Below are 19839 nucleotides of genomic sequence, written 5' to 3'. Positions count from 1 at the left end.
TTATGAGGTTAGGAAATAAACGAAACGTCACCAATCGAAACTTCCCGACCATCATCTAAAGTCAGGGTTATATTGTTTGAGTCATCCCTCCCAATCGAACTGATAGTTCCTGTTGATTTGATGTATGCTTCAACGGAAGCACCATCAGAATCTGTGGCGAAAACAAGGGCGGTATACTCTCCATCATTTTCAAGATTTGCTTCAGCCATGATTTGCGCACCGGTGATCTCAATTTCACCCTCTTCCAAATTGTCAAAATAGATTGTGTCTACGAGCTCACCTTCGGAATCGTAAATATTTATGCCTACTTCTGAAGCATCATCCTGCAGATCTATTGTCACACCGGTAGCTTCCCCGCCTTCCACAGAAAATGAACCACCAGGTGCCATTACTTCTTCTCCGATCAATCCGGCAGTACTTAAACTGGCGAGGGCATCAAGCTGATTAATGATGGCCTCCAGATTTTCATTCTGCGCAACATCCTCATCAAGCATGGCGTAATTGGTCATTTGATTGATCATTGCCGTGTTATCTGTAGGATTTGTGGGATCCTGATACTGGAGCTGGGTTGTCAGCAGGGTCAGGAAATCAACCTGATCAAGCGATGAATTATCGCTGCCCGTGGTTGTAGAGCTGGTCGAATTTGACCCGGTAAAACTGCTGTAATAGCTGGCAGCGTCGATACTCATGATACGACCCTCCTCTCGCTGGCCGCTGAAAAGTGGCGGCGAAGTTTCTGAATTGCCTGATGCTTGATGCAGCGGACTGTACGGGAAGTAATGCCCAACTGTTCCGCTACTTCCACAGCCTTTAAATCTCCCCAGAAAATCATCCTTACGACCTCTTTTTGTCTCTTGGACAAAATATCTTCGGGAAAATTGAAATCTATTTTTTCATTTTCAGGTTCTGAAATTTGATCAAGATCATCTACATTAATATATATACGATTATTTTTTCTCATATAATCAACTGCAACGGAGCGACTTATGATATACAACCAAGTATTTATGGAGCTTTTTTCAGATGAATATTTAGCTATGTAATCATTTTTTATTATCTTAACTGCTACTTCCTGACATACTTCATCAACATCATTTTTATTAGCACCTACATACTTTGAGAATATAAATTTACTGACTACGTTTTTAATAAAATTAATATTCTCATTAAAAAAACAACTCATTTCTTTTTCAGAAATATATTCGTATTTTTGTTCAATGTAAGTATTCATAATTCCTCCTACTGCCTAGAATGGAGCAACTTACATTCCTACAAATGTTAATTTACAATGAAATTGAATTTAGAATAAAACAGATTGAATTCAGGATTTGTTAAATAGATTTAGCTCAGCTAATGAAAAAAGGCTGAAATTAAGGATTCTTAAGTCAGAAGAAGCTCATTTCCGGCTGCGAGGGGGCAAAATCGGCAGAGGGGAACTTTTTGCCGGAACATTTAACCGCCACAAAACGAAAAAAGGCCGTTATCCCGGTAAGTCAGGACAACAGCCTCATGCACAATCACAAAAAAAGGCCCGGTAAACCGGGCCTTGGTTAAATTTTAGAAGTTGACGAACTAGCCGATGAGTGACAGAGCCATCTGAGGCAGGGAGTTTGCCTGTGCAAGCATTGAAACCGCAGACTGGGTGATGATCTGCTGCTTGGAATAGTTGGTCATCTCGGTTGCGACATCCACGTCTGAAATCTGGGATTCTGCGGCCTGCAGGTTTTCACCCTGAATCTCAAGGTTGGAAATAGTTGCCTCAAGCCTGTTTTCGAGAGCACCGAGGTTTGCCCTGATCTTATCCTTGGAGATAATCGCGTTATCAAGGGCTTCAAGTGAAGCCTGAGCGGCTTCCTGAGTGGATACGGTGTAGCCGGCATTTTCAGCACTCTGGTTACCGATACCGAGAGCTGAGGCGGTGCAGGTTCCGATCTCAATATCATACTTATCTTCGGCGCTGTCGTTACCGGTTCCAAAGTGGATGGTTACAGCATTGTCGCCGGAGACATTACCATTGAGCAGGTGAATACCGTTAAAGTCAGTAGCACTGGCGATTCGGGTGATTTCCGATGCCATTGCCTGATATTCCTGATCAATCAGAGCCCGCTGGTCCGAGGTGTAAGTACCGGTTGCAGCCTGTTCCGCCAATTCCTTCATGCGGATAAGCTTTTCATCCACAACGCCGAGCGCACCGTCTGCAGTCTGGATCATTGAAATACCGTCATTGGCATTTCGCACACCCTGCTGCAGAGTTGAGATATCCGAACGCATGAGTTCGCGGACAGCAAGACCCGCTGCATCATCTGCCGCAGAGTTGATGCGCAAACCGGAAGACATCTTTTCAGTAGAAGAACTGAGAGCGCTGTATGCATCATTAAGATGACGAGCGGTAGCATTTGCAACGGTATTGTTATTGATTACTAATGACATAAAAACCTCCGTGTTTTATCGTACATCCTTGCACTATCAGCAGAGACCGATTCACCTGCCTTTACTTGCTTATACGTAGCGGAGGTAAAGAACGTTTATGGCGGAATTATTTTCATACCCCGTTCAAATTGCGGACACTATAGACAGACTCAGCCTTTCTTAACATTTCTTAATCTTATTAACACTTATTTACACTAAACTTATTTGCTTATCCCTTCTAAACACATAGTATGCGATGCAGGAGAAAATTATGAACAAGATACTTCTTATCGACGACGACCCGGAGATGGGGGAGCTTTTATCCACCTATCTGGACGGCGAAGGGTACAGCCTGCATCACAAATGTACAGCCAAGGAAGGACTTAAAGCATTCGGCAGCGATGAATACGATCTCATCCTGCTGGATATTGTCCTACCCGACATCAGCGGGCTGAATGTGCTGGAAAAAATCCGGCTGGACTCAACAGTCCCGGTAATCATGCTTACCGGTAAGGGAGACGAAGTAGACAGAGTTGTTGGCCTCGAAATGGGTGCTGACGACTACATATGCAAACCCTTTCCCTTGCGTGAACTGCTGGCCCGCATGCGCGCCTCCCTGCGCCGCTGCTCCATGACCCCGCAATCCCATAGTATCACCCCCAGTTCTCGGGGCAAACTCAAAGTCGGGGAACTTGATATCAACCTTGATTCCCACGCCATTATGGTCAAAGGAATCGAAACCCACTTCACCGCTGCTGAATTCAGCATAGTTGAACATCTTGCCGCCAGTTGCGGAAAGCTTATTGAGCGTGACGAACTCATGGAAATCGCCCTCGGCAGGAGCGCCGACTTTGATGACTATGTACTCAACGTGCATATGAGCAACCTGCGCCGCAAAATCGGAGATTCCGTCTCAATCAAAACCATCCGCGGCCGCGGATATATGATGACTTCGAGGACTCAGGCCTAAGCATGATCCGGTTGCGGTTGGCAGTTGTTGCCCTCTCTCTCATTCTTCTGGCTATGGTGGCCGGTACCGCACCAAGTTTTGCAGAAGACAAGGATGTCTCTGCAGAACTGGAAAAACTTGATCTTGAAGACCTGCTACAGGTCGAAATGATATCCCCTTCCGAACGCAAGCAATCCCTTGAAAACATAGCCGGTTCATACACTATCCTCACCGAAGATGACATCAAGCGCAGCGGAGCCAAAACAGTTCCCGAAGCTCTGCGTACTGTTCCCGGAATAGTTGTAACCCGCACAGACACAGACAAATGGGCCATCGGAGTAAGGGGATTCTCAGGCACATTCAACAGCAAACAACTCATTCTGGTAGATAACAGACCCATTACATCGCCCTACTTCCACGGGGTAATCTGGTCCAGCCAGAATCTGCCTATTCAAGCAGTTAAGCGGATCGAAGTTATACGAGGTCCATGGACCAGTCTCTGGGGTTCGGAATCATTCAACGGCGTCATCAACATCATCACCAAATCCGCTGCGGAAATGCAGGGGACACAAAGTGTAACCACTGCCGGAACCGAAGGTATAAGCCAATTTATCCGTAAGGGCGGACATATATCTGAAAACGCAACTATGGCAGTATATGCCAAGGGCGAATATGAACCGGGCAAAAACTATCATATCCGGGGACGTACCGAAAAAGGCTCTACTGATTGGATCACAGGAAGCGGAGGCTTCCGCGCTGACTGGCTCAATGCCTATACCGACCAGTTTTCACTGCAAGGACAGATAGCCGGATCCACAATCACTGAAAACTCCCCTCCGGGAAACCCGTTTTCCGCCAACAAGGACAAAAGTGATTACAACGGCTATGTCCAGATTCTCTGGGACCGCAAGACCGGTGCACGTTCCGGCATGCAGTTCCGCTCTTCCTACACCCGCAGCTCCATCACAGTTACGGATATGGAAAACATGTCCAACACCATCGATTCGGAGTTTATCTACTCCAATGAACAGTTGGATGATCATTTCCTAACGTTCGGAATCGGCGGTAAATATTTCTGGGATCAATTCAATCAGGGTGAAAATGTACAGGTCACAAACGACAGCATCTATCGCCTAGACTTTAGTGCATTTGCTAAAGACCGCATCACTTTAATTGATGAAAAGCTCTTCCTGACCATCGGCCTGAAACTCGATTATTCCGGTGGCTCAGACCTTGCCCCGCAGCCCACAGCGCGCCTTCTGTACATGGAAGACGATGAGGAATACTGGCTGGCTTATTCCTACGCCAACCGTAAGCCGGGATTCTGGCTGCGGGACGGTAATTACAGGGTCAGGGTCAGGGAAAGAGAATACACAATGGATTTCACCGATGACCTTGATAATGAAAAGCTGAACTCCTTTGAAGCCGGATACCGCAAACTCTTCAGTGAAACCCTGAAACTGGATGTCTCACTGTATCTGAACAGCTATGACCAGATGGTCACTTTTAATTTTGATGACAGCACCAACACAGCGACACCTTACAGTGGATTAAGCGGAGTTTCATACGGAACAGAGATCGCTCTGGACTGGCAACCATATTCTTTCCTGACTCTGCGACCTTCTGTGGATATTTCCAATCAGGACTTTCAGGATGTCCCGGCAGGAATTCCCGGCTTTTCACCGCCGCTTAACTCAGCGCTATACAATATCAAGTTGCAGGCTTTGATAGATCTGGCCGAAGACTGGGAATTGGACCTGTTTACATCCTATCTTAACTCCATGGATAGCAAGGATCTTTCCACCGGATTCGGCTTTGATGTGAGGTTGGCATGGCAGGCCCGCCAAGACCTTTTGCTTGAACTTATCGGCAACAATCTGCTGACCAATGTTTACCAAGGCAACTATTCTCCTTCAGAACCATCGTGCTCGGTGAGGCTGACATGGGACTTCTAAATATCCATAAAATACTGGCAATTACAATCGCCACTCTTTTTATGGTATGTTCCATACCTGAGCAGACTGCACATGCCGGCCCAAAAGCAGGAATACAACGCCATATCAAGGTTACTCAGCCGCAATTGCAGGCCTTATTCATAAAGAAAATCACAAAATATGTACTAGGACCAGATAAACGCAGAATAGTAGCACAACGCCCGGTAACCATTGCTGCTGTCGCCCCGAAAAAGCTTTCACGTTTCTTCAAGAACCCGGACAAGTTTAAACTGGTCCGCTGGCCGGATGAAGATTTCAGAGTTTTGTTCATCGATGTGGACAACCCGCGCATTATTGCTGCAGTGCTCAACAAAGTCAGCGGCAAGCCGATTCTGACTATCGGACAAAGTCCTGAATTCCTGCGCATGGGCGGCATGATCAACCTTGTGGAATCAGGTTCACGCTTCAAGCTGCAAGTCAACATCTGTGCTGCGCGTAAAGCGGGGCTGACCATTAGTTCCAAGCTGCTGAATTTATCTGAAATATACTGTGGAGACACACCCCAATGAAGAAATACCGGAACAGTATCGGGCGCAAAGTAGGCCTCGCGATTCTGGGTACGACCATTGCCGCGGTTGTGATCTCCCTGACGTTGAATATTGCCTCATTTTTTCACTCTTTCAGGCAGGCAACCCTGAAAAAAGCGACCTCATTGACGCAAGTCCTGAGCACTTCAGTTGCTCCTGCCCTTGATTTTGATGACCGTGAGTCTGCAACCGAAGTGCTGGAGTCGCTAACTCTTGTGGGTAATTCCATGGGAGCAACGATATTTACCCCGGACGGAAAAATTTTCGCTGAATTCGGAACATCAGCCAAAGAACTTCCTACTGATTCTTCTGAAACAATCCAAGATTTCAACCGCTACCGCATTGTAAAAGAAATCCGTTCCGGCGAGGACGTCTTGGGCTACATTGTGCTGGATGGTTGCTTTACTGAACAGCTCGACTGGTTCTTTCAGAACCTGGCTACTTCCGGCCTTATTCTGGTTACAGTTCTGACCACATGCTTTCTGACTACTGGATATCTGCGCAGAAAACTGACTAAACCGATAGGTCAGTTAACGGACACTGTACGTGATATTTCTGAAAGCAAAGACTACACGCGCCGTGTATCCTATCGCAGTGATGATGAAATCGGCTATCTGGTCACGGAATTCAACTCCATGCTGGCCAAAATAGATAAGCGTGACCAGTGGCTTAACAGCCACCGCGAGATGCTGGAGAATATTGTTTCGCAACGAACCCGCCAGTTACGTTCCAAACAGGCTGAACTGGAAAAGAAAAATAAACTTCTGGTGCAACAGATTCATGAAAGACGCACAGCGGAAATGATCCGCGATGAGGTTGAACGCATCAACAGGCACGACCTTAAATCATCACTCAACCTTGTTATCGGCTACCCGGAGCTGCTGCTCAACAACGAAGAACCGCTAAGTCCAGATCAGCGTAAATACATTAAACGCATCGCCTCCGCTGGCTACCGTATGTTGGACATGATTCAGTTCCATCTGGATATGTTTAAAATGGAGCAGGGAATCTACCGTCTGAAAACCATGAACGTTGATCTGGTGGACCTGATGACTTCGCTGGAAGAGGAGATGGCCCTGCTGCTGAACCAGTCAAAGGTAAATCTTTCCATCATGCTGGACGGCAAAGAGATAGAAGGAGTGGAAGAAATCTTCCTCACCGGGGAAGGGATGCTCCTGAGAACAATGTTCCGTAACCTGATCAAAAATGCGGTGGAAGCTTCCAATGAAGGAGATACCGTCACTATAGCCATTAACAGCGGACCGCCAATATCTGTGACAGTCAAGAACACCTTGGCTGTTCCCGAAGAAATCAGGGAAAGATTTTTCGATAAATACGTTACCCTTGGAAAAGAAGACGGAACCGGGCTGGGAACATATTCCGCCAAACTTATTGCCGAAACACACAAGGCTACAATCTCAGTACACTCCGCAGAGACCACGGGAACTGAAGTGACAGCATGTTTTGTAGACGAAAGCAGCGCGGCTTAGCCTGCCCACACAGAACTACTCTGCGTAATAAAGTCCCTCGGAACAACCAAAAGCATCATTCAAGCGTTCTATACTGCGCCCTGAAGTCAACACGATAAGATAATCACCGGAACCGACCCTTAAGGAAGACGGCGGCAGCTTGTTCAACTCATGCCCCTGTCCTCGATCCTGACTGACGCCGATGGCCAAAACATTGAATGATTCGCGCAGTTCTTCAAAGATGTCTCCGTAATTCTGACCGTCAAACCTGCTGCCTTCCTTGATAAAATACTGCTGGACATCATAATCCTGATTACCTGAAGCCGAAGAGAGAAGATCCTCATTGAACAGGGCAACGCTGGGTTCAAATATATAACTGGCTACAATCTTGGATGAAATATCATTGCGGCAGATGGTGAAATTAACCCCCGCGCTGGTAAAAGTTTCCTTCAACTCGGAATTATCAATGGTTGCCACAAAAGAGAGATGGGGATGGTATTTTTTGGCGTTAAGCACGAATACAAGATTCTTGGTGTCATCGCCAAGATTAGGCATAAGTGAGACGGCTTCAGCTGCATTGGCTTTTTTCAAACACTCGCGGCAATTCATATCCGAAAAAATCACAAAAACCTGCTTCCGTGAAAAGCTCTCGTAGATAAAATCAATATGATCTTTGTTATCCGTAACAATACATACTTTTTTACCGGCATGAACAAGCTGGGTTACCACATCTTCCGAAAATTCATTCCAGCCGACAATTATCACATGGTTGCTAAAACCAGTTCCGTCAAAACCCATTTTACGTCTCTCCGCCAAAGCCTGAATATGTTCGGTAAGCCTTCCAATGAAATAGCCGAGTATGCCGACACTGCCCAGCACCATAACCATGGAAACCATCTTCCCCACCACGGACGTGGGATAATGATCCCCATAACCGATAGTAGTCAGGGTCACCAGCGAATACCAGAAAGCATCAAAGATGGTTCTAATATTGGAATTCTCACAGGCTGATTCAAAATGATAGATGAGCAGGATAGTGGCAAGATACCCCAGCAGTGCCGCCCAAAAAAAGTAAGTACCCTTTTTCATGCCTGATTTTTAGCATTTTAAAGGGCACATAACAATAATGTCGGATATGAAAAATCCGCACATGAATTGATCCATGTGCGGAAACTATAATCCGGGAAAAAGGTCAGCAGAACCGATCTTTCAGTTAGCGGATTCCGTGACTGTTCAGGAATGAGGTATACTTACGGTCTTCACCCTGAATATGCTGAATCAGCCAGTCCTTGAGGAACTGCATTACATCCATCGTGACCTTGGCCTTACCGCTGAGCAATGCGGCTTCGAATTCAAGGACCTGATTGACGAACTTCTCATGCAACTCCTTATGTGCCGGAGTCTGGGGATAGCCATAACGGTCAAAAAGTTTTTCTTCAGTACTGAAATGGTCCACGGTATAGTTTTTAAGTTCTTCCACCAGTTTTTTCATGACGGTATCCGATGCACGGTCACGCATGGCCTTGTGCAATCCGTTGATCATGCCGACGAGCTTCTTGTGCTGCACATCAATGGCCTTGATTCCGACCGAATAAGCAGTGTCACTCCATGTAACAAGCTCATTACCGGATGCAGAGGCAAGGTCTCCCTGAGCCATTCCGTTGATCAAGGTGTCCAGCTCCTGAACAAGGCTTGAGACCTCAATAAGGATATTACGTGCCTCGCCCATTTCCTCTGCGGTTTCCTGTGCAACCTGTGTAACATCGGAAACAGCATTATTGATTTCTTCACTGGTGGCTGACTGCTCTTCGGAAGCAGTAGCAATAGATTCAACCTGCTCGGAAGTGGACTCGATGATGGTTACGATTTCCTGCATGTACTTACCGGATTCCACTGCGGTTTCAGTACCGGCGACAATATCGGCTGCAGCACGATCTACAGAAGCCACGTTGGTTTTGGCATGTTCCTGAATATCGGTAATAGCGTCACCGACTTCTTTTGTGGCTTCCATTGTTTTTTCAGCCAATTTGCGAACTTCATCGGCAACAACGGCAAAACCGCGTCCGGCCTCGCCTGCCCTAGCCGCTTCAATAGCAGCATTCAGGGCCAGCAGGTTGGTCTGATCAGCAATGTCGTTAATTACGTTAATGACCCGGTCAATATTTTCTGCACGCTCCCCAAGCTGGCTCATGGTCTGCTTAAGGGAAAGGACTTCGTCCTCAACCTTTTTAATCGCATCAACGGCATCATTAACTCCACGAGCCCCGGTTGCTGCATTTTCACGTGACTGATCAGCATTCCCTGCGGCAAGCGAGGCATTGCGGGCGACTTCAGCTACAGTGGAATTCATCTCCTCCATGGCGGTGGCGGTTTCAGTCATGCGGTCACGCTGAACCTCGACACCTTCACCTACCTTTTCAATACGCTCACTCAGATCATTGATGCCTGAGAAAATACGTTCAGATGAATTACCGGCTTTGTCAGCAGCCTTTCTCATGGAAGCAATAAGCTTTTGAGTCTGCTCTTCCTTATCACGGCTGCTTTGCAATGCTGTCTCGATTTCTATATTTTTCAGGCGCGCTTCCTCGCTCAAGGACTCGGCTCTCTTGTTAGCATCTTCAAGACTGGCGACCATTGCGCAAACAGCCACTTTAAGTTCCTCCAGTTCATGCATGTAAAAACCGGAGCACTCATCGTTAGCCTTTCCTTTTTGCACATCAACTGCAAAATCGCGCAGATTTTCAATGGGTGAAATCACATTGCGGCTGATGCTGTACACGATAAAAATTGTGAGCAACAGACTTGCAGCAATACCGCACAACACTACAGTCGAAGACACAGAGCCAAAAACAAACTCGGGACTGAAAGCAAAAAGAATTATGGCGATAATTGCCGGGATAAAACCAAGAACAAAAGCTGAAAGTTTCAAGCGAGTAGAAATATTCATAAATTGCAACCTTTTATTTACATATTCATTCAGTTAAGTATGTGTGGAATAACACTGACGTATTAAAAAATAAAATTATTTTCTGTGACAAACCTTTTTGATTCAATGCTAAACAGAAGCTTAATAGGAATGGTTACCATTTAAGTCTAGATGTATTTAAAAATAAGAGTCAGCAATCACTTCTAGAAATTCATGAATAATAATCTTAATGGCTGGCACCGCTCAATTTAAGCCCTACCACTCCGGTAATAATTAGCAGCAAACTGACTACCTTAAGAACCGAGACAGACTCTTTGAAAAAGAAAATCCCTATAGTGAAAATGATTGCTGTTCCGAGCCCGGACCAGATAGCATAGGCCACGCTGACATCGATTTTCTTAAGAGCAAAGGCCAAAGCGGTGAAAGAAGCCCCATAGAGGACAAACATTAATACGGAAGGGACTATTCTGGTAAAACCTTCAGAAAATTTCATGGCAATAGTACCGCAAACCTCCAGTACGATTGCACATGCAAGTATGATCCAATATTGCATTTATTACCTAAATTTAAATTAATACCCACATTTATGATGATTCATTTATGGAACCGAAAATAATCCTGTCACGCCCGTCCTGCTTCGCTTTATACAGAGCCTTATCAGCTATATCCATCAACTCTTCCAACGTGTCGGAACCGGAATTATCTGTATATCCGACACTTACGGTAACGGTATTACCATGCGGGAACTCATGAACCGAAACTTCATGTCTAAGCAGATCAAGCAGTTTATGGCCATCGTCACGGGAGGTTTCGGGCATAACCAAGACAAATTCCTCCCCACCAACCCGGGCAAAAAGGTCTGTCTTGCGTATCCGTCCTGAAATAAACTCGGCAAAGTTTTTTAAAACTTCATCTCCTACAGCATGGCCAAAACTATCATTGATAGTTTTAAAATAATCAATATCAAAAAGAGCAATAATAAGCGGATGGTTGTAACGATCACTCAACCAGAGCAATTTTTCAACTTCGCTATGAAACCCACGGCGGTTGGGCAGTCCCGTTAGTTCATCAGTTACTGCCATTTCACGCATTAAGCTGAAGTTCTTATCCAGTTTGGTACGCATATCATCAAGAGTTCTACCCAGCATGGAAAACTCATCATTACCCTGCCACGAAAACGGAACACCCAGTTCTCCCTTTGAAATAACTCTCACCTGCTTCATCAAACGACTCAAGGGCTTGAAGACTTTGAAATAAATAGCCGGAATTATCAGCAGCAGCCCTCCCATAAACATCGTTACAAACAGAACTATAGTGCGGTTACGTTCAGCTTGAAGCCTCGGTACAACCCAATCTTTGTCAACTGCCACCAACACGTATCCCAACTCTTCATTGTTCTTCGTTACGTTCTGCTTCAGTTCATACACATTGTACTGATGTTCAGGTGTTTCCTTGGAAACGCGCAGGAGGTAGAGGTCATAAATAGATGAAAATATTTCTATTCTTACAATACGTTCATCCTGTAAAAGAATGCTCACAATGTTTCGAGCTTCTTCCGGTGAGAAGGAAAGCATTGAATCCTCGGCACTGTTAACCAAGGTTGCCAGCGAGTTCTGATGAAATTCGTTAAGCTGAGACTTCAGCTCCTTTTCCTCCATCGCAAACAAAACCGTCATACCTGCTGCAAGCGGAACAACCAGTCCTATCAACAAGACCTTCAGCAGGAACAGTGAGATACTGTGAAATCGTAAAACATTGTTACTTGTCATGATTTGGACAGACCGGTTTTTCTGTGTATTCGTGAACTATGATTTCTCCGAGTACTATCTTTTTGCGGATATTTTCAATTCGATTACGCATCTCTTCAGTCACCAAATTTTTATTATGTTCATCAAATACAATACCAACTGCTTCCTGCTCCAGTCCTAAACGCTTATAATTATCACGCCATATTCCTCGTCTGGCCAACATCAAAGCAGCATAAATCGCCTTATCAGTATGTTTGACCATAGATGTGAGCACAGTTCCGGGATGCAGGGAGTTCTGGTTAATATCCACACCGATGCCAAGCCTGCCGCGCTCAGCACAGGCTTTAAGAACAGCTGGTCCGGCTCCGCCTGCGGCCTGAAAAATAACATCAGCCCCCTGATCCATCATTTTGTCAGCCATACGTGCGGTTGCATTACCGTCAAACCATGCCCCAGGATAGCTCCCTGTAAACCCTTCGAGCACCTCAATGTCCGGGTTTATGTACTTGGCTCCTTGAGAGTATCCGCACAAAAAACGACGCTGGAAATCTGTATCGACAATTGAAATAAATCCAAGCTTATTGCTTTTTGAAGACATTGCCGCCAAAGCTCCGGCAAGAAATGAACCTTCATGATCGGCCAGCACAAATGAGTAAACATTCGGCTCATCGCGGACAGTATCAAGGACAATAAATCTGGTTGCAGGATACTTTCTTACGAAAGAAACCATATCCGGAAAATGGTTGCCGTACAGGAGAAATATCGGAGAATAGCCCTTGTCAGCATATTCAGTAACCGTATCAATGTATTCTTTGAAGGTCATTCCGACTTCGACTTCTGCACACTTTTCACCTGTCTTAGCCTCGAATCTTTCTACTCCTTTATGAATCGCCACACTGAATGAATTCTCTTCAATCTTTCCCTGATAAACAATGATCGGTTTAAATTCATCAGCATGGGAACTAACTGAGAGTAGAATGAAAGATGCCATCAGCATCATTATTTTAAACATTTTTTTCATCAAGCACCTTTAGAAAATCAAAACCAATTCACAGTAAACATTTTAATACTTAATAAGATACCTGTCTTAAACTATTAACTAATATCAGAATTTTAAAAATAATACTTTTCTCATTAAAAGCAAAGCTACCATTTTTACTTTAATTTTAGATTCATTCTTCTAACGCTGGTATACTTGCCATAGTTCTATGTTTAAGACTAACTTAATATAATATTTCTGATTAGATGGAGAATTGATGCGCATATATCTTCTGAAGATACTTCTTCTTTTAATATTGACGGTTCCTGCATACGCAGAAGAAATCCCGCAAACCCTGACCATTACGAACTCAAATGCATGGCCTCCATATTCATTCACAGGCGAAAATGGAGAACCAAGAGGACTTTTGATCGATCTATGGCGGGAATTCGGAAAAAGAAACAACAAGCAGATTAAGTTCATACTCACAGATTGGAGCAAATCATTAGAGCTGCTCAAAAGCAATAAAGAGATAATCCACGGCGGGCTGTACAAGTCAATTGAACGCAGCAAGTATATGGATTTTACAAAATCACTGAAGCTTCCTCTCAATACAAGGCTCTTCGTCTCCACAAAACTGAACATCAACAAATTATCAGAACTCGGGGACTTCCCACTAGCTGTAACCAAGGACGGTTATGCTGAATCTTATATCCGTGAAAAATACCCGGAAATTAAACTGGTTTCTTACCCCAATGAAAACGTAATCTCAGACTCAAGACTTGCATTTGTTACGGATTATCCGGCAGCAATGTACCATCTGCACAAAATGGGGATTCATGACAAATTCTATGTAGCAGAAACACTTTACACGAAACAACTTCATGCCGCAGTCAGCAAGGGAAATAAAAATCTGCGGAAATTTATTGAAGAAGGAATGCAAAATATTCCTGATCAGGAAATAAACCGTATCACCCAAAAATGGATTCAGGCTGTCAGCGTAACTCCAGACTGGTTCCTGCCTACCGCTATAGCAGGTTTTGGCATAATGGCCGGTGGATTCATATTTCTTTACATCTTTACATTGAAACGACAGGTAGCATCCAGAACAGAAGAACTTCGCCAGATGTCTCAGACTGATATGCTTACCGGATTATACAACCGCAGAAAAATGGACGAAATCATGCATCATGAATTCGACCGTTTCAAAAGATATAATACACCCATAACATTCATCCTGATTGATATAGATAATTTTAAAACAATTAATGACACATATGGACATGCAGTCGGAGACAACGTTCTTGTACGCTTCGCTGAAATTCTTATTTCCAACACCCGCAAAACGGACCGAATCGGACGTTGGGGTGGAGAAGAGTTTATTGTAGTCTGTCCTGAAACTACATCCGGTGAAGGCATGATCATCGCTGAAAAACTACGGCAACGGATCGCAGAAACACGTTTCCCGACTATAAACAATTGCACGGCAAGCTTCGGTATAACAGAAATAAACCAACAAGATGATTTTATGAGCCTATTTGCGAGATGTGACACAGCACTATACAGTTCAAAAGAGCAAGGCCGAAACAAAGTTACTATGACTTAACCATTAATGGCAGTTGACCAAACTGTTGCTGGCCTATTTAAATTAAGTCAGGAACAAGACATAAAAGCTCTAATTGACACAAATATGTACTAATTTTAAATTAACGCATGCATATATTAAAAGACCCCGAATCATCCTTCTTTTTCGCCTGTATTCTTTCAGGACTGACAATACTTCTATTCGGTATTTCTTTTTATTTCAGGCAGCTTCTCTCCCTGCGCAAACAGGAACCGTCACTGTACAGGCAAACGCGTAAGAGCTTCCTTGTTCTCATTGGACTTATAGGCTCTTTTCTCGCGGGATATTCTGCCGTTATTGTTGCCATTACTTTCCATTACGAAATTGATTTCAATTCAATTTTCGGCCCGATATTATTTCTCGGTTCATTATTTGTTCTGGCTACAGCTTACTTGACACTGAACATGTTCAAAAAACTTTTGAAGTCGAGAAATGCATTAAAGAGTCAGGCATACCACGACTACATGACAAAACTGCCAAACCGGAGAATGCTTACCAACCAATTGAATGCATATCTTGTGCAGAGTAGAAATTCTGACCTTCAATTCAGCGTCTTTTTTCTCGATCTTCTAAATTTCAAAAAAGTGAACGACAGCTTCGGACATCACATCGGTGATCAAATTCTCATTCAATTTGCAGAAAGACTCATCGAAGCTGTTGGCCCGGAAGCCCTTGTTTGCAGACTTGGAGGCGATGATTTCATCATACTCGAAAAGAATGTCTCAGCCAATAAAAGCATACTTAAATTACGAAAGTTACGTGAAAAAATACTGCATCCCTTTGAAATAGACGGCCTGCACTTCAGCCTTGATATAAGCTTCGGCATTTATGCATATAACATTCAGGATAAAGTCACTGCGGATGATATCTTAAATCGCGCAAATATTGCTATGCGCCGCTCAAAACAGCGCGGTAACAATGTCGTAAGCATTTTTACCAAAACAATGCTCAACCAGACGCACGATATTTTAAAGTTCGAGAATAGTTTCCGAACCGCATTGCAGGAAGATCAGTTCAAGTTGGTATTCCAACCACAATTCAGAATTCAGAATGGAATAGAACTTTCAGGTTTTGAAGCTCTGGTTCGATGGCACCACCCTGACCGGGGAATGGTCAGCCCGGCTGAATTTATCCCTCTGGCAGAAGAGACAGGGCTTATAGTCGAACTTGACCGCTTGGTAATGAGAAAAGCATGCTCTATGTGGTCTGACTGTCTTAAGGTTTCCGGTGCCTGTGAAAACCTGCATATTTCCATAAACCTCAGCGCCAAGCACATCACAGAATCCTCCATGATGCGCTATATTGAAGAGACCATCGATAAATATAATATTCCTTTACAGTCTCTTTATCTGGAGCTGACTGAATCCGCATTTGTGAATGACCCTGAACTGGCAGCAGCACGCCTCAAGACTCTTAATAAGCTGGGTGTTCACTGTGCAATTGATGACTTCGGAACCGGCTATTCATCACTGGCTTACCTGAACAACTTCCCTGCCCGGAGCGTCAAAATTGACCGCAGTTTCATCATGGGGATCAAACCCGGAAATGACTGCGCCAAACTACTTGAATCAATCATCAAACTGGCTCACGGGTTGAATATGGAAGCTGTTGCAGAAGGTGTTGAGACTGAACAGCAACTGGAAATATTAAGAGAACTGAACTGCGACACCGTGCAAGGCTTTTATCTGGGCAGACCGATGCCAAAGGAAGAAGCACAAAAACTTATTTCAGATTATAAAAAAATAAACGGACCGGAAGAGTGAGCTTCCGGTCCGTTTGGCTTTCATGGGGACGAGGTGTATCCCATGTATGAGGACGTCGTATTCCGAACTACTGCGTTGTTGCCCTGAACGGCAGTTAATCACATCCCAAAATATGCTCTACTTATTTTGGGGAAACTAATTTTTTCATATCAAATTCAGACAGAGGAGTTTGATATATGTGCCACACCGTCCCTACAGTGTGCCGGGAACCTTCATTTAGGAGGTTTTAAGTCCCCGACATCCGGAACAGACTTTATATTGAATTAAATCCCGACCTTCGCTTCCCAATTACAGGAATGCAATTTTGCACCGGATGAACGGGAGATCAGGCATTCTTTATGTTTCTGCGAGTTGATAAAACTGATCGCTTCCTTGGGATTCATTACAAATGCCGCAGTGGAAAGAGCATCAGCTTCCATCACCGTGGGGGCCACAACCGAAAGGCTGACACCCTGACACGATGAAATCGCATTTCTGAAGTTTGGTACGTGATAATGAGCACGTTCGGAATCAAAATAGAACTCACAGCCCCCAGAAGTTGATACAGCAGCATTCTTAAGCCTGATTACCGCAGTAGAGCCTCCCTTGCCGGAAAGGTCCTCAATAGCGACAATCCAAGGCTGTCCCGGAGAACGTTCACCACCGGCGCGGATATCCCCGCCTGCGATGATCAGATGATTCTCCACTCCGTTTGCTGCCAGTACATCCGAAGCCTTGTCTACAATGTAGCCCCTGCCGATACCATCCAAGGTCACAGCCATGGAGCTTTTGCTGAAACTGATCCCGTTTTTGCAAACATTAACGGAATTAGCTCCCACAAGTCCCAGTGCATCATCAAAATCACTCTGGCTAAGTTTCAACCGGCCCTCGAGATCTCTATTCTTTTGCAACATTTCCAAAACAGGAAGTACAGTTACATCAAATGTCCCATTGGAGAGGTGATAGTAAGCCTGAGCTTTACCCATTACTTCATAGAGTTCTGGTGAAACGTCGCTCAGCTTTCCGGTTTCATTAAGTTGGGAAACCGGAGTACCCGGACGATGGCGGTCAAAGATAGCGGAAAGACGCTCTATTTCGAGAAAAGCCAGCTCAACGGCATGCTGAGCCGCATCCTTGGACAGATGTAAAGCGGCAATGCTGACTTCCGTCCCCATAAGAAAACGGGTCGCAGTATACTTGTGCCGCCTGTCACCGATTCGCAAGGTATCGGCCAGTTTCATTGCCGCACCGAGAGGGTGGGCTATGAGTGCCGCCTTGGAGCCGATGTCACCAAATGATTTGACGAATGAACGCCTAACCGCATTTTCCATGACCTAAGTCCCCTACTCCTTGCCCAATTCGCTGAACTTCTGCACGTCGGAATCCTGTGCGTATTCCGCACCGGCTTCCGCATCGTAGCAGGTCAGGCCGCAACGGAGGCAACGACTGCCTTCCTTACGGGCTGCTTCATAAACGATGGAGCCTTTAACTTCTTCCTTGAATGTGGACTTACGCTCTTCAACAGTGATCTCGGGAACCTTGATTCTCGGGATGGTGTAGGTAACATCCATATTCTTGAGGATGGATTCAGGGATGACACGAAGCTGCGGGTTCTTGGGCTCAGGAATCTCCCCTTCGGTAACAAAGTGGTGGATTCCGCGGGCTGCCATACGTCCGTCAGCAACTGCCTGAATAATGATAGAGCGACCGGTATGCAGCTCACCACCAACGAAAACGTTAGGCATGCTGGTCTGCATGGAGGTCTTATCGCAATCGATACCGCCGGTTTTCTTGTTGATTTTGAAGGGAATATTTCCTTCAGCATCAGTGAACGGGGTCATATCGGGCACACGGTCTGTGGCGATGACAACCAGATCGGCATCAATGGTCTGCTCAGTACCTTCAACAGGCAGGGGGTCGCCAAGGGCCTTCTTGGGGTCCTTGTACTGAACTTCAATATATTCAACGCCGCTGACCTTGCCGTTTTCAGCAATGAAACGGGTAGGCTTGGTTAGAAAGAGAAGCTCACTTCCCAGCTCAGTAGCGCGTTTAACTTCATTCTTGTTTGCGGACATCTTACGCTGGATGCAACCGACCAGAGAAGTCACATTGCAGTCCAGACGTGCTGCACTGCGCACAACGTCCATAGCGGTGTTGGTGTCGCCGATGACAACAACCTTCTTGCCTTTGAGGTCAGTGATGGACTTGCCGACTTCCTCAAGGAAAGTAACAGCGTCCATAACGCCTTCAGCCTTAGAGTTTTCAAGCTCGAGAGCAGGGACTTTCCAAGCACCGGTTGCGATGAACACAGCTTCAAAGCCGTCACGTTCAAGGGTTTCAAAAGTAATATCTTTACCGAACTCAACGCCGTTTTTAACTTCAACGCCGAGGTCGAGGATGGTCTGAACTTCCCAGTCTACAACTTTGGAAGGCAGACGGTATTCAGGGATAACACCCTTCATCATACCACCGGTCTGCTCGCGCTTTTCAAAGATCACAGGCTCGTGACCGATACGGCGCAGGAAGTAAGCTGCGGAAAGACCTGCGGGACCGGCACCGATGATTGCAACCTTGTGACCGGACGGCGGGTTGCAGTTCAGGTTTACGCGCGAACCGGAGTTCATTTCCCAGTCAGCTACGAAACGGTGCAGGGTGTGGATAGCCACACCATCATCAGCGATATTACGACGGCAGATGGTTTCACAGGGTGCGGGACAAAGACGGCCCACAGCCAGCGGCAGCGGGTTGCGTTCCTTCATGGTCAGCAGAGCGCCGCGCATGTCGCCGTTTTTCATCTGGTTGATATAGGTACGAACGTCGATCTGAGCCGGACATTTCTGCATGCAGGGAGCCAGACAATCGTCGATTTTGTTGAGATGGAGCAGGTCCATGGTCATACCACTCACGCGGATAGCTCCGGTGGGGCATACTTCTGCGCATTTACCGCAGGAAACGCAGGCGTTCATGTCTACAACAGGTACGCCGTCTTCGTTAAGGCGGATAGCATCAAAGCCGCAGACTTTTACGCAGGAACCGAGACCGAGACAACCAAGACCGCAGGACTTTTCACCACCGTAGAGCAGTGCTTCAGCGCGGCAGTCTTCAACGCCTTCGTAATCGAAGAGCAAATTTGCACGGGAACCACCGGTGCAGATGTTGTTGGCAACCTTGGGCTCTTTGAAAGAAGCTTCAAGCCCCATGATAGCAGCAATGTTTTCTGCAATCTCAGGGCCACCGGCAACGCAGATCTCGGGAGCGGCTTCACCTTTTACAATTGCACCTGCAGCTGCGTTGCAACCTGGGTATCCGCAACCACCGCAGTTGGCGCCGGGGAAACATCCTTCGACTTCAGCAATGCGGGGATCTTCCTCAACATGCAGAACCTTGGATGCGGCAGCCAGAACAGCTGCGGCAGTAAGTCCGAGCAGGAATAGGACCAGTATAGAAGAAGTAACCATAACTAAATATTCTC

The 19839-nt window shown here is 45.6% G+C and carries 16 protein-coding genes; 6 read left to right on the top strand and 10 right to left on the bottom strand.

All coding sequences use genetic code 11. The annotated features are described in order from the left end of the window. Positions 1 to 8: 8 nt before the first annotated feature. The 3 genes from DESAL_RS04735 to DESAL_RS04725 form a co-directional block, all read right to left on the bottom strand. Entirely contained in the window at positions 9 to 689 is a 681-nt protein-coding gene (locus DESAL_RS04735) for a flagellar hook assembly protein FlgD (RefSeq protein ID WP_015850824.1), read from the bottom strand. After that, on the bottom strand, positions 686 to 1231 hold the full coding sequence (locus DESAL_RS04730) for an RNA polymerase sigma factor (protein WP_015850823.1): 546 nt from the start codon (positions 1229 to 1231) through the stop codon (positions 686 to 688). The genes DESAL_RS04735 and DESAL_RS04730 overlap by 4 nt, the downstream gene beginning before the upstream one ends. A gap of 341 nt (positions 1232 to 1572) precedes the next feature. Further along, positions 1573 to 2430: a flagellin N-terminal helical domain-containing protein gene (locus DESAL_RS04725; protein ID WP_015850822.1), complete on the bottom strand. Its 858-nt coding sequence runs from the start codon at positions 2428 to 2430 to the stop codon at positions 1573 to 1575. A gap of 250 nt (positions 2431 to 2680) precedes the next feature. Here DESAL_RS04725 and DESAL_RS04720 point away from each other — a divergent pair, with 250 nt between their 5' ends. The 4 genes from DESAL_RS04720 to DESAL_RS04705 are packed head-to-tail and all read left to right on the top strand — an operon-like array spanning position 2681 to position 7369. Next, positions 2681 to 3379 carry a response regulator transcription factor gene (locus DESAL_RS04720; RefSeq protein ID WP_015850821.1) on the top strand — a complete coding sequence of 233 codons (699 nt, stop codon included), beginning with the start codon at positions 2681 to 2683 and terminating at the stop codon, positions 3377 to 3379. 2 nt (positions 3380 to 3381) lie between these two features. After that, positions 3382 to 5313 carry a TonB-dependent receptor plug domain-containing protein gene (locus DESAL_RS04715; protein WP_015850820.1) on the top strand — a complete coding sequence of 644 codons (1932 nt, stop codon included), beginning with the start codon at positions 3382 to 3384 and terminating at the stop codon, positions 5311 to 5313. Then, positions 5301 to 5861, top strand: coding sequence for a YfiR family protein (locus tag DESAL_RS04710; protein WP_015850819.1), 561 nt, complete (start codon positions 5301 to 5303; stop codon positions 5859 to 5861). The genes DESAL_RS04715 and DESAL_RS04710 overlap by 13 nt, the downstream gene beginning before the upstream one ends. Further along, on the top strand, positions 5858 to 7369 hold the full coding sequence (locus DESAL_RS04705; RefSeq protein ID WP_015850818.1) for an ATP-binding protein: 1512 nt from the start codon (positions 5858 to 5860) through the stop codon (positions 7367 to 7369). Before DESAL_RS04710 ends, DESAL_RS04705 begins: the two co-directional genes overlap by 4 nt. Before the next feature lie 15 nt (positions 7370 to 7384). Here DESAL_RS04705 and DESAL_RS04700 read toward each other — a convergent pair whose 3' ends face one another. The 5 genes from DESAL_RS04700 to DESAL_RS04680 all read right to left on the bottom strand — a co-directional run bounded on the left by DESAL_RS04700 (position 7385) and on the right by DESAL_RS04680 (position 13034). Continuing rightward, positions 7385 to 8437 (bottom strand): potassium channel family protein, encoded by a 1053-nt coding sequence (locus DESAL_RS04700; RefSeq protein ID WP_015850817.1) that lies wholly within the window; start codon positions 8435 to 8437, stop codon positions 7385 to 7387. Positions 8438 to 8561: 124 nt separating this feature from the next. Beyond that, positions 8562 to 10295 (bottom strand): bacteriohemerythrin, encoded by a 1734-nt coding sequence (locus tag DESAL_RS04695; protein WP_015850816.1) that lies wholly within the window; start codon positions 10293 to 10295, stop codon positions 8562 to 8564. Between the two features lie 205 nt (positions 10296 to 10500). Continuing rightward, the gene (locus DESAL_RS04690) at positions 10501 to 10827 is read right to left on the bottom strand and encodes a DMT family transporter (RefSeq protein ID WP_015850815.1); all 327 of its coding nucleotides are present in this window, start codon (positions 10825 to 10827) and stop codon (positions 10501 to 10503) included. A 31-nt stretch (positions 10828 to 10858) separates the two neighbouring features. Then, positions 10859 to 12043 carry a diguanylate cyclase gene (locus DESAL_RS04685; RefSeq protein WP_015850814.1) on the bottom strand — a complete coding sequence of 395 codons (1185 nt, stop codon included), beginning with the start codon at positions 12041 to 12043 and terminating at the stop codon, positions 10859 to 10861. Next, on the bottom strand, positions 12033 to 13034 hold the full coding sequence (locus DESAL_RS04680; RefSeq protein ID WP_245543787.1) for a BMP family ABC transporter substrate-binding protein: 1002 nt from the start codon (positions 13032 to 13034) through the stop codon (positions 12033 to 12035). The genes DESAL_RS04685 and DESAL_RS04680 overlap by 11 nt, the downstream gene beginning before the upstream one ends. A 244-nt stretch (positions 13035 to 13278) precedes the next feature. Between DESAL_RS04680 and DESAL_RS04675 the strand changes: the two genes are divergently transcribed. Both DESAL_RS04675 and DESAL_RS04670 read left to right on the top strand, forming a co-directional pair. Then, positions 13279 to 14607, top strand: a complete 1329-nt coding sequence (locus DESAL_RS04675; RefSeq protein WP_015850812.1) for a transporter substrate-binding domain-containing diguanylate cyclase — start codon at positions 13279 to 13281, stop codon at positions 14605 to 14607. A gap of 107 nt (positions 14608 to 14714) precedes the next feature. Next, entirely contained in the window at positions 14715 to 16388 is a 1674-nt protein-coding gene (locus DESAL_RS04670; RefSeq protein WP_015850811.1) for a putative bifunctional diguanylate cyclase/phosphodiesterase, read from the top strand. 263 nt (positions 16389 to 16651) lie between these two features. Here DESAL_RS04670 and DESAL_RS04665 read toward each other — a convergent pair whose 3' ends face one another. Together DESAL_RS04665 and DESAL_RS04660 are read right to left on the bottom strand one after the other, a co-directional pair. Then, a complete protein-coding gene (locus tag DESAL_RS04665) occupies positions 16652 to 17698 on the bottom strand; it encodes an FAD:protein FMN transferase (protein WP_015850810.1) in 1047 nt (348 codons plus the stop codon). Positions 17699 to 17710: 12 nt separating this feature from the next. Next, complete coding sequence (locus DESAL_RS04660; RefSeq protein WP_015850809.1) at positions 17711 to 19825, bottom strand: FAD-dependent oxidoreductase; 2115 nt, start codon at positions 19823 to 19825, stop codon at positions 17711 to 17713. Between the last annotated feature and the right edge of the window lie 14 nt (positions 19826 to 19839).

This window comes from Maridesulfovibrio salexigens DSM 2638, assembly GCF_000023445.1.
GTDB classification, from domain to species: Bacteria; Desulfobacterota; Desulfovibrionia; order Desulfovibrionales; family Desulfovibrionaceae; genus Maridesulfovibrio; species Maridesulfovibrio salexigens.
This window is presented reverse-complemented; position numbering and strand designations above follow the sequence as displayed.

Coding starts and splice junctions, on each gene's coding strand:
- DESAL_RS04700 (WP_015850817.1), bottom strand. CDS start 8,437: ATGAAAAAGGGTACTTACTTTTTTTGGGCGGCACTGCTGGGGTATCTT.
- DESAL_RS04670 (WP_015850811.1), top strand. CDS start 14,715: ATGCATATATTAAAAGACCCCGAATCATCCTTCTTTTTCGCCTGTATT.
- DESAL_RS04690 (WP_015850815.1), bottom strand. CDS start 10,827: ATGCAATATTGGATCATACTTGCATGTGCAATCGTACTGGAGGTTTGC.
- DESAL_RS04685 (WP_015850814.1), bottom strand. CDS start 12,043: ATGACAAGTAACAATGTTTTACGATTTCACAGTATCTCACTGTTCCTG.
- DESAL_RS04665 (WP_015850810.1), bottom strand. CDS start 17,698: ATGGAAAATGCGGTTAGGCGTTCATTCGTCAAATCATTTGGTGACATC.
- DESAL_RS04725 (WP_015850822.1), bottom strand. CDS start 2,430: ATGTCATTAGTAATCAATAACAATACCGTTGCAAATGCTACCGCTCGT.
- DESAL_RS04695 (WP_015850816.1), bottom strand. CDS start 10,295: ATGAATATTTCTACTCGCTTGAAACTTTCAGCTTTTGTTCTTGGTTTT.
- DESAL_RS04710 (WP_015850819.1), top strand. CDS start 5,301: ATGGGACTTCTAAATATCCATAAAATACTGGCAATTACAATCGCCACT.
- DESAL_RS04675 (WP_015850812.1), top strand. CDS start 13,279: ATGCGCATATATCTTCTGAAGATACTTCTTCTTTTAATATTGACGGTT.
- DESAL_RS04680 (WP_245543787.1), bottom strand. CDS start 13,034: ATGTTTAAAATAATGATGCTGATGGCATCTTTCATTCTACTCTCAGTT.
- DESAL_RS04730 (WP_015850823.1), bottom strand. CDS start 1,231: ATGAATACTTACATTGAACAAAAATACGAATATATTTCTGAAAAAGAA.
- DESAL_RS04715 (WP_015850820.1), top strand. CDS start 3,382: ATGATCCGGTTGCGGTTGGCAGTTGTTGCCCTCTCTCTCATTCTTCTG.
- DESAL_RS04735 (WP_015850824.1), bottom strand. CDS start 689: ATGAGTATCGACGCTGCCAGCTATTACAGCAGTTTTACCGGGTCAAAT.
- DESAL_RS04705 (WP_015850818.1), top strand. CDS start 5,858: ATGAAGAAATACCGGAACAGTATCGGGCGCAAAGTAGGCCTCGCGATT.
- DESAL_RS04660 (WP_015850809.1), bottom strand. CDS start 19,825: ATGGTTACTTCTTCTATACTGGTCCTATTCCTGCTCGGACTTACTGCC.
- DESAL_RS04720 (WP_015850821.1), top strand. CDS start 2,681: ATGAACAAGATACTTCTTATCGACGACGACCCGGAGATGGGGGAGCTT.